Source organism: Stenotrophomonas terrae (genome assembly GCF_001431465.1).
Classification (GTDB): Bacteria; Pseudomonadota; Gammaproteobacteria; order Xanthomonadales; family Xanthomonadaceae; genus Stenotrophomonas; species Stenotrophomonas terrae.
Genome location: NZ_LDJJ01000052.1, coordinates 1 through 13,545, shown reverse-complemented (window position 1 = coordinate 13,545; position 13,545 = coordinate 1). Strand labels below are relative to the sequence as shown.

At 64.5% G+C, this 13,545-nt stretch carries 10 protein-coding genes; 6 read left to right on the top strand and 4 right to left on the bottom strand.

The features are described 5' to 3' along the window. Window positions 1–912: 912 nt before the first annotated feature. On the top strand, window positions 913–2,100 hold the full coding sequence (locus tag ABB27_RS14950) for a benzoate/H(+) symporter BenE family transporter (RefSeq protein ID WP_057629586.1): 1,188 nt from the start codon (window positions 913–915) through the stop codon (window positions 2,098–2,100). A gap of 72 nt (window positions 2,101–2,172) precedes the next feature. Here ABB27_RS14950 and ABB27_RS14945 read toward each other — a convergent pair whose 3' ends face one another. The 3 genes from ABB27_RS14945 to ABB27_RS14935 all read right to left on the bottom strand — a co-directional run bounded on the left by ABB27_RS14945 (window position 2,173) and on the right by ABB27_RS14935 (window position 5,961). Next, window positions 2,173–2,901 carry a GYF domain-containing protein gene (locus tag ABB27_RS14945; protein WP_057629585.1) on the bottom strand — a complete coding sequence of 243 codons (729 nt, stop codon included), beginning with the start codon at window positions 2,899–2,901 and terminating at the stop codon, window positions 2,173–2,175. A gap of 91 nt (window positions 2,902–2,992) precedes the next feature. Further along, window positions 2,993–5,143 carry a lytic murein transglycosylase gene (locus tag ABB27_RS14940; RefSeq protein WP_425477549.1) on the bottom strand — a complete coding sequence of 717 codons (2,151 nt, stop codon included), beginning with the start codon at window positions 5,141–5,143 and terminating at the stop codon, window positions 2,993–2,995. Window positions 5,144–5,565: 422 nt separating this feature from the next. After that, window positions 5,566–5,961, bottom strand: coding sequence for a YchJ family metal-binding protein (locus tag ABB27_RS14935; protein WP_057629583.1), 396 nt, complete (start codon window positions 5,959–5,961; stop codon window positions 5,566–5,568). An 88-nt stretch (window positions 5,962–6,049) separates the two neighbouring features. Between ABB27_RS14935 and ABB27_RS14930 the strand changes: the two genes are divergently transcribed. The 4 genes from ABB27_RS14930 to ABB27_RS14915 all read left to right on the top strand — a co-directional run bounded on the left by ABB27_RS14930 (window position 6,050) and on the right by ABB27_RS14915 (window position 12,373). Next, window positions 6,050–6,829 carry a sulfite exporter TauE/SafE family protein gene (locus tag ABB27_RS14930; protein ID WP_057629582.1) on the top strand — a complete coding sequence of 260 codons (780 nt, stop codon included), beginning with the start codon at window positions 6,050–6,052 and terminating at the stop codon, window positions 6,827–6,829. A gap of 93 nt (window positions 6,830–6,922) precedes the next feature. Next, window positions 6,923–8,518: an EAL domain-containing protein gene (locus ABB27_RS14925; RefSeq protein ID WP_152984616.1), complete on the top strand. Its 1,596-nt coding sequence runs from the start codon at window positions 6,923–6,925 to the stop codon at window positions 8,516–8,518. A gap of 90 nt (window positions 8,519–8,608) precedes the next feature. Next, window positions 8,609–9,352: an SDR family NAD(P)-dependent oxidoreductase gene (locus ABB27_RS14920; RefSeq protein ID WP_057629587.1), complete on the top strand. Its 744-nt coding sequence runs from the start codon at window positions 8,609–8,611 to the stop codon at window positions 9,350–9,352. A 144-nt stretch (window positions 9,353–9,496) separates the two neighbouring features. Next, complete coding sequence (locus ABB27_RS14915; RefSeq protein WP_057629580.1) at window positions 9,497–12,373, top strand: TonB-dependent receptor plug domain-containing protein; 2,877 nt, start codon at window positions 9,497–9,499, stop codon at window positions 12,371–12,373. Window positions 12,374–12,554: 181 nt separating this feature from the next. On the opposite strand, the gene ABB27_RS14910 is transcribed toward ABB27_RS14915, so the two are convergent. Further along, window positions 12,555–12,932, bottom strand: coding sequence for an MAPEG family protein (locus ABB27_RS14910; protein WP_057629579.1), 378 nt, complete (start codon window positions 12,930–12,932; stop codon window positions 12,555–12,557). A 326-nt stretch (window positions 12,933–13,258) separates the two neighbouring features. Between ABB27_RS14910 and ABB27_RS20225 the strand changes: the two genes are divergently transcribed. Then, a partial coding sequence (locus ABB27_RS20225; RefSeq protein ID WP_211263718.1) for a hypothetical protein occupies window positions 13,259–13,545 on the top strand: 287 nt, incomplete at its 3' end.

The following is a 13,545-nucleotide window of genomic DNA, read 5'->3' as shown; positions in this document are numbered from 1 at the left end:
CTTTCAAAGAACTTCGAATCCGGCCTCAGCGCCGTCTTCGTAGGCTGCGACGTTTCCGTCGTAGCGAGCCGCCCATTATATGGTGGCTTTTCTGCTTCGTCAACACCTCATTTCGGGGTGGTTGACTCGGCGGCTTCAGCGTTGGCCCGAGGGCTTTTCGTCGAAGCGAGCCGCCTATTATGGCAGGCTTTTTGTTTCCGTCAACACCCTGTTTCGAGGCTGGTGACGCCGTTTCCTGGTTCCGTTCACTGGTGTGATCGGCGCCGTGAAGCGAGGAAGTGGATTCTAGACATCTTTGTGAAAATCGCAATCACTTTTTGTTGCAGAGCGGCAAAAAAGGGGTTGGGGCCAGACTTGGCAAAGCCTCTTCCTGTTTGGGCGGCTGTTCTTGCCTTGGTGGTGATGCTTTCCTGCTTTTTTGCGGAGAGCTGCCCTCACCCCAACCCCTCTCCCGCACGCGGGAGAGGGGCTTTGGCTTCGGCTGGATGTATGGAGGGCTTGGGCTGCTTGCTCGGTGCTATGGCTTGTTGACCCGTTGCGCGTCAGTGCAATGCCGAAAGCTGCCCTCACCCCTGCCCCTCTCCCGTAATCAGGAGAGGGGCTTTGGCTTCGGCTGGATGTGTGGAGGGTTTGGGGCTGCTTGCTCGGTGCTGTGGCTTGTTGATCTGTCACGCTTCGGTGCAATGCGGAGAGCTGCCCTCACCTCTACCCCTCTCCCGTAGACGGGAGAGGGGTTTTGGCTTCGGTGAGATGTAGGGAGGATTTGGGACTGCTTGCCGGGAGAGGGGTTCTGGCTTCGGCTGCCCCTCTTCCGCTTACGGTGGTAAGGCTTTGTCTTCGGCTGGCTGCATGGGAGCCGCGGGGCTGCTCGCTGGGCCACAATGCGGGTTGGTCCGTCACGCTTATATATAGATGTCCAATCCGGCTCCGCGTTCCTTCTTTGCTGATCTCTCGTTGCCTGCGGTGGTTGCCGGCTTCATTACGGTGCTGGTGGGCTTTGCCAGCTCGGCGGTGATCGTGTTCCAGGCGGCGCAGGCGGTCGGGGCCGGGCAGGCCGAGATTGCGTCGTGGATGTGGGCGTTGGGCATCGGCATGGGCGTTACCTGTATCGGCCTGTCGCTGCGCTATCGGGTGCCGGTGGTGACGGCGTGGTCCACGCCCGGGGCGGCGATGCTGGTGGTCGGGGCGAGTACGCTGCCGCTGTCCGATGCCATCGGCGCCTTTGTGCTGGCCGCCGTGATGGGCACCGTGGCGGGTTTCTCTGGCGTCTTCGAAAAAGCCATGCGGCGGATCCCGGTGTCGCTGGCTGCGGGCATGTTGGCCGGGGTGCTGCTGCGCTTTGGCCTGGATGTGTTTGTATCGGTGAATACCCAGCCGCTGCTGGTGCTGCTGATGTTTGCCACCTATCTGCTGGGCCGGCGTTGGTTTCCACGCTATGCGGTGATCGCGACCTTGCTGGTGGGCGTGGCGATGGCCAGTGGCAAGGGCCTGATGCATATGGAACAGGTGCAGCTGCAGATGGCAATGCCGGTGTTCACCGTACCGACGCTGTCGTGGGCAGCGCTGTTCGGCATCGCCCTGCCCTTGTTCATCGTGACCATGGCGTCGCAGAACGTGCCAGGCGTGGCGGTGTTGAAGGCCTCCGGTTATGACGCGCCGATCTCGCCGGTGATCGGCTGGATCGGCGTGGTCAACACGCTGCTGGCGCCATTTGGCGGCTATGCCTTGAATCTGGCGGCAATCACCGCGGCGATCTGCATGGGCCGGGAGGTACATGAGGACCCGGCGCGGCGGTATACGGCGGCGGTGAGCGCCGGCGTTTTCTACATCGTGATTGGCTTGTTCGGGGCGACGGTGGCCGCGGTGTTCGCCGCCTTCCCGAAGGAGTTGATCGCGGCACTGGCCGGTATCGCCCTGCTTGGCACCATCGGCAACAGCCTGGCGGTCGCCTTGAAGGAAGAGGCCGAGCGTGAGCCGGCGCTGGTGACCTTCCTGGTGACGGCCTCAGGCCTGACCATGGCCGGCATTGGTTCGGCGTTCTGGGGCTTGTTGGCCGGCGTTGTCACCTTGCTGGTAGTACGCCGGCCGTCGCCGCGCTGAGCACGCCGTGCATTGAGCGCGCACCTGCTCGGCAGCAGCAGGCGCGCATGCCTGCTGCGATCACGCACCTGATCAGATAATCAGGAACCCAATCGTCACGTTGAGCAGGGTCAACACGAAGATGCCGGTCACCACGGCTGCAACGCTGGTACCGCCGCGCAGGCGCAGCTGCGCCCGCAGTGCGTTGACGCCGCCGGTATTGGCGGACGTCAGCTGCTGGATCTGCTTCTGCGTGTGCTTCAGGTAAAACGCATTGCCCAGCCCACCTGCGGCAACGGCGATACCGATATTGACGCCCCATGCCGCCATATCCGGGATGCCCATGATGCGCAGCGCGGTTCCCAGCAACATTGCTCCACCGCCCCACAGCACCGCGAGCGCATACATCTTGCGGTAGAGCATCCACAGCACGCCGAGGAAGAACGCCGGCCAATGCCAGGTGTCCTTGGCGTTGGGGTATTTCCCGTCCAGATGCCACTTCTGCCGGTACTTGTCGAAGTTGTTGCCGACAAAATCGGCGTAGGGCTTCAACCTGTCATCCAGCTCGACAACCGGATCGGCAACAACCGCGGACGGTGCGGCATAAGGGTTGCTGCCAGCAGCGGGCGCGTCGTTGGCACCGGGCAGGGTCAGTTCCTGCGCGAAGTTCTGCAGCGGCTGCCACTGCTCCATGCCGGCCCGCCATAGCAGCGAGGCCGGGGCCAGCCCGCCCTCGGCGATCAGCTGCTGCAGCTGCGGGGTGGCAAGCGGCCCCTGCCGCTCATGCTGTGCATCGGTGTAATACCACTGGGTATTCGGCATCGTTTCTTCCTTGAGTGGGCACAGCTACCTTCATGGCAGCGCAAGGCGCCGACTCTAGGCCGGGCGCCCTGCACTCACAAGCGGAAGCCGCTCAAAACGGTTTCACCTTGAACACCTGCTTGAGGCTGTGGCGTCCGCCCGGGGCCAGCTCGATCACATCCGGGCCGGCGTTGGCCGCCTCCACGCAGACGTAGTTGCGCCACGCAGCGCCGATGTCCTCCATCTTGGCTGCGCCGGCTTCGCCTGCATTCCAGACCACGGCCGTGCGGCTGCCGCTGGTGCTGATGTCGATTGCCCGCTTGAAGCCGGGGTCACGCAACACGTAGTGGCCGCCGGCCTGCGTATAGAGACGGTCGCTGCGGCCGGGATCACGCGGGTCGCGCAGGTTCCAGTCGCCCTTCTGCACATGGGCGTTGCCGTTGTCGAGCTTGTCCAGGTAGGTGAGCCCGTCCAGGCCGGTGACATCCACCTTCAAGGCGTCGCTGACATTGAAGTAGTTGTGCAGCGCCTGGGTGAAGGTCTGCACGCGGCTGCCAGTGTTCTCGGTGATCAGCTCCTGCTCCAGGGTGCGGCCGATGCGCAGCACCATCTGCAGGCGCAGGTCCAGGCTGTCCAACACCGGCGGTGCAAGGGTCAGCACCACACTGCCATCGGTTTCGCGCCGGGCATCGCGCAGCTGCCAAGCAACGGTACGCACGAAGCCATGCGCAGGCACGTCATTGCTCTGGCCCTGCCGCGAGAAATACGGCCAGCACACCGGTGCACCGCCACGGATGGGCGTGGATGCTTGCTTGGCCGTAGGCGAAAGCCACATCACGTCCTGGCCGCCATTGGGCACGAAGGACAGCAGCTGCCCGCCGAACACGCTGATGGCAGCGGTTGAGAACGGGGTTTCCACCTTCCAGGCGGTGAAACCCTTGAAGTCGCCTGTGCTCAGGCCCTGCACATCCTTCATTGAAACATTGCTCCGTACGATCGGTGATTGAACAAGCTGCTGGTAGCCGGCCGGTAGCCGGAACGCGGTGGGCTGGGCGGGCTGGGCATTGCGCAGCGCCTGCAGGATGCGGGCGCCGGCGCGGCCATCGGCGTCCTTCCAGCCCAACCGCTGTTGTTCGACCTGGATCGCGCGGCGGGTGGCGTTGCCGACCATGCCGTCGGCGCTGCCGATGTCGTGGCCACGGGCGAGCAACAGGGTCTGCAGTTCGCGGCGCTCGTCGCGGCCGATGCCCGGGTCGTCGGTGGGCCAGGCCACGCTTAGGCCGCTGCCGCCGCGCAGGCGGTCGGCCAGGGTAGCGATGGCCAGGGCGTAGCTCTCGGCGGCGTTATAGGAATAGATCGCGTCGTAGTTGCGGAACACCAGCAGGGCCGGGCCCTTGGCACCGGCCGGCAACAGCACTGCGGCGTTGCTGTCGTCAGCAATGGCCGAGACCTGCAAGGGCTTGCCGTCGGCCAGGGTGACGCCCAGCGCGCGCCAGTCGGCCAGCGGCTTGCGCTTGCCGCGGCCGGCGAGCGCGGCGTTGAAATTGGCCGGGATGCGTACTTCCACGCCCCAGGGCTGGCCTGTCCGCCAGCCGGACTGCTTGAGGTAGTTGGCGGTGGAGGCCAAGGCGTCGGGAATGCTGGCAACCAGATCGCGGCGGCCATCGCCGTCGCCATCCACGGCGATGCGGGCGTAGGTCGATGGCATGAACTGGGTGTGGCCGAAGGCACCGGCCCAGGAGCCGGTCAGGCCGTCGGGATTGAGGTCGCCCTTGTCGATCAGCTTGAGCAGGGCCAGCAGCTCGCCCTTGAAGAAGGGTTGGCGGCGACCGTTGCAGGACAGCGTGGCCAGTGATTGCAGCAGCGGGCGCTTGCCGAACACGCGGCCGTAATCGCTCTCCACACCCCAAACCGCGACGATGGTGGCCGGATCAACGCCGTACTGGGCGCTGACCTGGTCCAGCAGCGCGCGATGCTGGCTGAGCAGCGCGCGGCCATCGGCGATACGGCGGCTGTCGACCAGCGAGGCCAGGTAGTCCCAGATGGGGGTGGTGAACTCCGGCTGCGCGTCCAGCAGTGGCAGCACGCTCAGGTCCGGCATGATGCCGCTGAAAACCTGATCTACCCGTTCGCCGTTGATGCCCTGGGCGACGGCGGCGGCCTTGAATGAGGCGCCACAGCTGCCGAAGTCGGCGATCGCGGCGTTGGCAGGGAGGGCCAGCATGAGCGCCGCCATCGTGGTGCCTGCTCGCAGCAGGTTGATCGGGTTCATCCATAAGCTCCTTGCGCTGGAGCTTGATGATAAGCGGTGCGGGTGTTGGGTTGCGTTGGGTTATAAGAGTCGGGGAGCTGGTGGTGTTTGCGGGGTGCGAAGGGCATAAAGCGAAAAGCCCCCCTCCCCAACCCTCCCCTTCGCTGCGCGAAAGGGAGGGAGCTAAGCGTAGTGCCGAGCCGTGCTCGGCAGGGGCTTCACCGGCAGGGCCTCAGCCGAGCATGACTCGGCTCTACCAATGGGTCGCAGCCGCTGCTTGCGCTACCTGCGCGGTACGCGCGGGAGGGGCAGATGCGTAGTGCCGAGCCATGCTCGGCAGGGCTTCACCGGTAGAGCTCCAGCCGAGCATGGCTCGGCTCTACCGATGCGGCGCTGCCTTGCTGCATGCCCATCGCGCGGTGCGCGGTGGCGCTTCAGCCGGCGGCGTCCAGGTAATACCAGCGGCCGTCGATGCGCTGGAAGCGGCTGTGTTCGGTCATCTTTACCGCGCTGCCACCGCCTACGCGGTAGCGGGCAGTGAATTCGACGTCGGCCGTGTCTTCGCCGGTGGGGACATGCCGCTTCACGCTCAGGCCCAGCCATTGCGTGCGCTGGCCGGGGGCGTCCTGCAGCGACAGCTCCGCGGGGCGGGTGGCCGGATGCCAGCTGGCCAACAGGTAATCGACGTCCTGCAGTACATAGGCGCTATAGCGCGAACGCATCAGCGATTCGGCATCGGGCGCGGCCTGGCCGGCGTGGTAACGGCCACAGCAGGCCGCGTAGGTCTGCTCGCGGCCGCAGGGACAGGGGGAGCTGGGAGATATCTGCATCCGCGCATTTTCGTCCAGCCGCGCTGCGCTTCCAAGCGATGTCGTTGTGCAGGGCGCGTATGCTGTCGCGCCCTGCGCCGGAGTTGCCATGCTGGAGTTGATCCCACCCGAACTGCCTTGGCTGCTGGTCATCGCCTTCATCGCGGGGCTGGTGGATGCGGCGGTGGGTGGCGGTGGTTTGATCCAGTTGCCCGGGCTGTTCACTGCCCTGCCGCAGCAGACCCCGGCCGCGCTGCTGGGTACCAACAAATTCAGCTCGGTGTTCGGCACCGGTGCCTCGGCCTGGCGCTATGCGCGCTCGGTGCGTTTCCCCTGGCGGCCGGTGTTGCTGGCAGCTGCCGCGGCGTTTGCGTTCTCCTTCCTTGGCGCCACCGCGGTGACCCTGCTGTCCAAGGAGGCAGTGCGGCCCTTGGTGCTGACCCTGTTGATCGTGATGCTGGGCTATACCCTGGCCAAGAAGGATTTCGGCGCGTTGCACCGGCCACGCGAGGTTGGCCGGCGCGAGTTGCTGATCGCACTGGCGATGGGCGGGGTGATCGGTTTCTACGATGGCTTCTTCGGGCCGGGTACCGGCAGCTTCCTGATCTTCCTGTTCGTGCGCTTCTTCGGCCTGGACTTCCTGCGCGCCTCGGCCGCATCCAAGGTGGTCAACCTGGCCACCAATGTGGCGGCCTTGTCGTTCTTCGTGCCCAGCGGCAATGTGCTGCTGGCCCTGGCGGTACCGATGGCGGCGGCCAACGTACTCGGCGCGGTGACCGGTACCCGGCTTGCACTGCGCGGTGGCACCCCGTTGATTCGCAAGCTTTTTGTGGTGCTGGTGGTGGTACTGATCACGCGCATGGCCTGGGACACCTTCAGCACGCCGTGAAACCCACCTGCACATAGCTAAATTTCAACCACTGGTAATTCTTGACGGACGTCACATAGTGGGCTCACCAGTAGCCAACCGGGATGGCGACCGTTGAAAAGTCCACGTCGAATTGCAGTGCTGCTGCTGGTCACGGGCGCCATCCTGGCCTGCGTACCGGTCGCCTACTCACTCCGCCAGGCCCGCCAACAGGCCATCCGCGAGAAATACGTGGTGCTGGACGAGGTGGCCGGCAATCTGGAACGCCAGGTCCGTAGTACCTCCACCACCTTGCGCATGCTGCGCGAGGAAATGCGCGGTAGCGGTGATGAACCCTGCAGCGACGCCGGAAGGCTGCGCTTGCAGCGCTTCGGGCTGGGTTCGCAGGTGGTGAAGAGCACGCTGTATCTGCAGGAAGGCAAGGTGCTGTGCTCCTCCAGCGGCGCCTTGATGCAGCAACTCGTGCTGGGGCCTCCTTCGCTGCGCACCCCCGAAGGGGTAAGCCTTTACACCCAACTGCACATCCCCGGACTTGCCGACCGGCAGTACGTGTTGGTGGAGAAGGACGGCTACGCGCTGCTGCTGTACCCGGACGGGCTGATCGCACCGTTCGCACGACCGGATCTTTCACTGGGCCTGTTCAACGTCAAGGACAGCCGCTACACCGCACGCAACGGCGTGCTGGAACAACGCTGGGTTGAAGCCGACGGGAAGGCCGACGGCAAGGGCCATTTCATCGACCAGCAGAGCGGTTACATGGTGGTGCGGCGGGTGCTGTCACCCGGCGTCACCGGCCTGATCGTGGCCACCCCGCTGTCGACCATCGACGCCCGCGTGTCCCAGTTCGCGCACTGGTTCATTCCGATCGGGGTCATCGCCGGATTGGCCGTGCTGGGCATGGCGCTGATCCTGATCCGGCGCCAGGTATCGGCGCGCGCCGAACTGCTGCGGGCGCTCAACAAGGGTCATCTGTTCCTGCTCTACCAACCGGTGTTCGACCTGCAGGACAACACCTGCATCGGTGCCGAGGCGCTGCTGCGCTGGCAGCATGAGGACGGCACCGTGGTGCCGCCGGACCGCTTCATCCCGTTTGCCGAGGATGCGGGCCTGATCCAGCTGGTTACCCGCCGCGTACTGGAGCTGGTGGTCAAGGACCTGAGCGGCTTCCTGCGCCGCTACCCGCAGTTCCACCTGGGCGTGAACCTGTCGCCACGCGACCTGCAATCGATGCAGACGCCAGCACTGCTGGCGGCCATGCAGCGCAGTATCGGGGTGGGCAATGGTCAGTTCGTGGTCGAGGCCACCGAGCGTGGCCTGCTGGAGGAACACAGCGCGCAGGACGTGGTCAACGCAATCCGCGCCCTGGGCATCGCCATCGCCATCGATGATTTCGGCACCGGCTATTCCAGCCTTGCCTATCTGACCACTTATCCGTTCGACATCCTCAAGGTCGACAAGAGTTTCACTTCCACCGCCTGCACCGAGGCGGTGACCAGCCAGGTGGCCACCCACATCATCGAGCTGGCGCGCAGCCTGGGCATGCGCACCCTGGTGGAAGGCATTGAAACCGCCGAGCAGGCGGAGTTCTTCCGCAACAAGGGCGTGGTCTACGCACAGGGCTATTTTTTCGGCAAACCAATGTCGGCCAGTGCCTTGGCTGACTTCCTGCCGCTGCACAGCCGCCCCGGCCAGCACAGCACGCCGGCGTGATCCAGCGGCTTGATCTGGCGCAATGCGCCGGCGCCGCCAAACCCGCAGGCTGTACCGGTCGCGGCAGTGCCGCAGTTCTGGAGTACGGCCATGCAACACGATTTTGCCGGGCGCATCGCCTTGGTTACCGGTGCCGCGTCCGGCATTGGTGAGGCGGTGGTGCGGCAACTGGCCGCCGGCGGTGCGCAGGTGCTGGCCGCCGATATCGATGGCAATGCGGCAACCGCGGTGGCCATGTCGCTGGGCGAGCGGGTGCAGGCGCTGCAGGTGGATGTGAGTGACCCGGATGCGGTGCGGCATATGGTTGATGCCTGCAAGGAGCGCTTCGGCGGCCTGCACCTGGCCGTCAACAATGCCGGCATCAGCGGCGCCAGCCTGCAGACCGCCGACTATCCACTGGAAGAATGGCACCGCGTGCTCGGCGTCAACCTGCACGGCGTGTTCTATTCGATGAAGTACGAAATTCCGGCCATCCTCGCCAGTGGCGGCGGCACCGTGGTCAATATGGCCTCGATCCTGGGCACCAACGGCTGGGCCGGCGCGGCGGCCTATGTGGCGGCAAAACATGCGCTGGTGGGCATGACCAAGAGTGCGGCGCTGGAATATTCCGCGCGCGGCCTGCGGATCAATGCCGTGGGCCCGGGCTTCATCGACACGCCCCTGCTGCAGAGCATGGACGACCGCGCCTACGCCGGGCTGGTGGCGCTGCACCCGGCCGGGCGGCTGGGCACGGCCGAGGAGGTCGCGGCACTGACCTGCTTCCTGTTGTCGGACAAAGCCTCGTTCATTACCGGGAGCTACCACCTGGTCGATGGTGGCTATTCATCACGATGAACTGATGTAACAACGGTTCCATTGTGCGGCTCACGGCCCGGCTTGGGACGTCTCCGCTTGTCTGCGCCTAACGAATTGCTTACAAATCGGCTACGCCCGTCATGGTGGCGGGCACGTAGTCCGGCAATCACCAGGAGCATTCCGATGACGTTGTTACCGCTACGCCCGCGCCGCCTCAGCTGCGCTGTCCGCTTATCCCTGCTGTGCCTGCTGCCCGGCGCGGCCTTCGCGCAACAAGCTCCCGACAGCACGCCCAAGACCCTGGACAGCATTCAAGTCACGGGTACCCGCATCAAGAAAGCCGAACTGGAAACCCAGGTTCCGGTACAGGTGCTCACCCGTGAAGCCATCGAGCGCACCGGCTACAGCTCGGTCGCCGACGTGGTCCAGCACCTCACTGCCAGCGGCGCCTCGCTGAGCACCAAGCTCAACTCCAGCGGCAACTTCGGCTTTCCGCCCGATGGCGGCGGTGTCGGTGCCGGTGCGGCGACGGTCGACCTGCGCCATCTCGGCCCCAAGCGCGTACTGGTACTGGTGGACGGCATCCGCTGGGTCAATGAATCCTCCGGCTCGGGCGTGGGTTCGTCGGTGGACTTGAACACCATCCCGCTGGCCATCGTCGACCGCATTGAAGTGCTGGAAGACGGCGCGTCCTCGATCTATGGCTCCGACGCCATCGCCGGCGTGGTCAACATCATCACCAAGAAGGGTGCCGAAGGCGGCCATGTCGAGGTGCAGTACGGCGACTACAACCTCAAGGGCGGCGATACCAGCAGCATCGACCTGAGCTTTGGCGGCAGCAGCGAGCGCGCGCAGTGGATTGTGGGCGCGTCGTGGTTCAAGCAGAAAGAAATCTCCTCCAGGGAGTACGAGTGGGCGACGGTGCCGGTGCCCGGTACCGGCCTGGCCAACGGCAGCTCGGCTACGCCACAGGGGCGCCTGGTGTTCGCCGACCCCAGCGGCAATACCTACAACATCACTTCCAATACGGGTGTTACCAAACCGGTATTCGATCCCAGCCAGACCGGCTGTACCCGCACCGATGACTATCACTGCTTCACCACTGCGGACCGCTACAACTTCGCGCCCAACAACCTGCTGCTGACCCCGAACGAACGCAAATCGGTCTTCGGCCAGGTGCGCTTTGAGTTCTCGCCGAACGTCAGCGGTTGGTTCCGCGGTTTGTACAGCGAGCGCGAGTCCGCCAACCAGGCCGCGCCGGAACCGTTCTTCCTCGGTACCGACGCCGGTGTCTACAACGAGTGGGCCGAAACCAAGTTGGTTATCTCGGCCAACAACCCTTACAACCCGTTTGGCTTTGACCTGACCACGATGGGCGCCAACCCAAACCTGTTCCTGCTTGGCCGGCGACCGGTCGAAGGCGGCCCGCGCCGCTACGAGCAGGACGTGAAAACCTGGTACGCGGCCGGCGGGCTGGATGGCGTGTTCGAGGTCAACCAGCGCACCTGGAACTGGGACGTCAATGTGATGTCCAGCGAGAGCAAGGCCACCCAGACCAATACCGGCAGCTACAACGTCAAGCACATCAACCAGGCACTGGGTGACCCGGCCGCCTGCGCCGCGATTGCCGGCTGCGTGCCGCTGGACATCTTCGGTGGGCCCGGCACCATCACCAAGGAAATGCTGGGGTGGATCTCGCCGATCGTGCGCGACCGCAGCAAGAACACCTTGTCACTGGGCTCGGCCAACATCACCGGCGAGCTGTTCGACATCTGGGCCGGGCCGCTGTCCTTCGCCGCCGGTGCCGAATGGCGACGCTACAAAGGCGAGTACCACCCCGACCCGATCACCATCGCCGGCGAGTACAACGGCGTGCCCTCGGGCGTGACCATCGGCAGCTACTCGGTGAAGGAAGGCTATGTGGAATTCGACGTGCCGCTGGCGCGCGAAGGCTTCTGGGGCAAGAGCCTGGACCTGAGCATTGCCGGCCGCTACTCGGACTACTCCACCTTCGGCGGCACCGGCACCGGCAAGATCGGCCTGCGCTGGCAACCGGCCGATGAACTGCTGCTGCGCATGTCGTTCGCGCAGGGCTTCCGTGCACCATCGATCGGTGAGCTGTACGGCACGCTGAGCCGCTTCGACGCCACCATCGTCGACCCCTGCAACAACGCCGCCTCGACCACGCCCAAGTGCGTCGCCGACGGTGTACCGCCAGGCTACGAGCAGGCCAACCCGCAGATCTCGGTGGTGACCGCCGGCAACCGCGAACTGGAACCGGAAGAAAGCCGCTCGTTCATGGCCGGTGCGGTGTGGAGCCCGAGCTGGGCTGAGGACAGCAGCTGGGCCAGCAAGCTGGACCTGGGTGTGACCTTCTACCGCCACACCATCGACAAGGCGATCCAGGCACCGGATGCACAGTCGATCATGGACCGCTGCATCGACAGCCGCGATGCCTTTGCCTGCGCCAGCTATACCCGCAACGACCGCGGCCAGATCATCCGCTTCGAGGACATCCTGGCCAACCTGGGCACCATCAACACCAGCGGCTGGGATTTCAACGCGCATTGGCTGCTGCCGGAAACCGGCTGGGGTCAGCTCGGCTTCGACTGGAAGGCGACCTGGGTCACCCGCTACGAGCTGATCAATGAATCCGGCCAGGCCGAACCGAAGGGCCCGGGCATCGAAGTCAGCGACAGCGCCATCCCGGAATGGAGCTCGACCTTCACCACCAACTGGGATTACCAGAACTGGAACGTGAACTGGACCATGCGTTACATCGACCGCCTGCGCGAAAGCTGCGCCGGTGCCAATGGCTTTGCGATCTGCACCGACAGTGCCGCCGACCAGCATTGGCTTGGCGCCACCACCTACCACGATGCACAGATCAGCTGGCGCACCGATGCATGGATGAAGGGCGTCAAGCTCGCCGTGGGCGTCAACAACGTCTTCGACAAGAACCCGCCGATCTGCCTGAGCTGCACGCTCAACGGCTATGACCCGGGCACCTATGACCTGCCCGGCCGCTACACCTACGCCAAGCTCAGCCTGGATTTCTGAGTTGCATGACAGCCAAGGGAGCCGCAGGGCTCCCTTGGTCTTTTTTGTTTTTGTGGGAACGGCGTTAGCCGTGAAGCCGGTACAAACAGAGCCGCCAGATGCTGCTGCAATTGCAGGGCTATCCGGCGTTTTTTTCCGGCTTCGCGGCTTACGCCGCTCCCACAAATCGGTGGGCGGTTGCTCAGCGCAGGATCGCGCCGGCCAGGGCCATCAGCAGCAGGACCAGAACCGGCAACATCGATAGGCCGAAGCCCAGGCCACGGCTGGACGGATTGCCAAAATAGGCGCGCCAGTAGATGAAACGGCCAATCAGGTAGACCGCACCGATTGCCGCCACCCATTCGGCCGGCCAGAAGCGGGCAGCGATGAGCAGCGACGGCACCAGGGCAACCATCAGCTCCAGGGTGTTCATCTGTACCCGGTACATGCGCTCGAAGCCTTCATGACCGGTGACAGCCGGCGCCTTGACGCCGTAGCGGCCGCGCGCACGACCGACCTGGTAGATGAAGAACAGGTATTGCAGCACCACCAGGGCGGTGATGATTTCGACGTAATGCATGCTGATCTCCGTTGCGCGTGTTCTTGGTGGGTTCAAGGGTAGCAAGTGCAGTGCGCGCTTTGCGCTGTGCACTTTCATGTGCGTGGTGGCTCGCTCTGCTTCCGCTCTTTTGGTCGAAGGCCGGGGGAACGGTTTGGGGTTTGGGCTTGAAAGCTAAAGCCAAAGCAAGATCACAAGCGCCCCCATCCGCCCTTCGGGCACCTTCCCCCGCAAGCGGGAGAAGGGATGGCGCTTCATTGCTGATGAGCGTTCATTGCTACCGCTGCGGCGGCCGTCGTGCACTGCCCCCTCCCTTGCGCAGCAGGGGAGGGTTGGGGAGGGGTGCTTTGGCTTTGGCTTTGGCTTTGGCTTTGGCTTTGGCTTTGGCTTTGGCTTTGGCTTTGGCTTTGGCTTTGGCTTTGGCTGTGGCTGTGGCTGTGGCTGTGGCTGTGGCTTTGGCTTTGGCTGTGGCTTTGGCTTTGGCTGTGGCTGTGGCCTTCGCTGTGGCTTCGGCTATTCCCTTCTCCCGCTTGCGGGGGAAGGTGCCCGGAGAGCGGATGGGGGGGAGGCTTTCGGGCTTCGGAAGCAATTGCCTCAGTTCACCCTCAGACCTTCGCCCTGCCCTCGCCCCAAC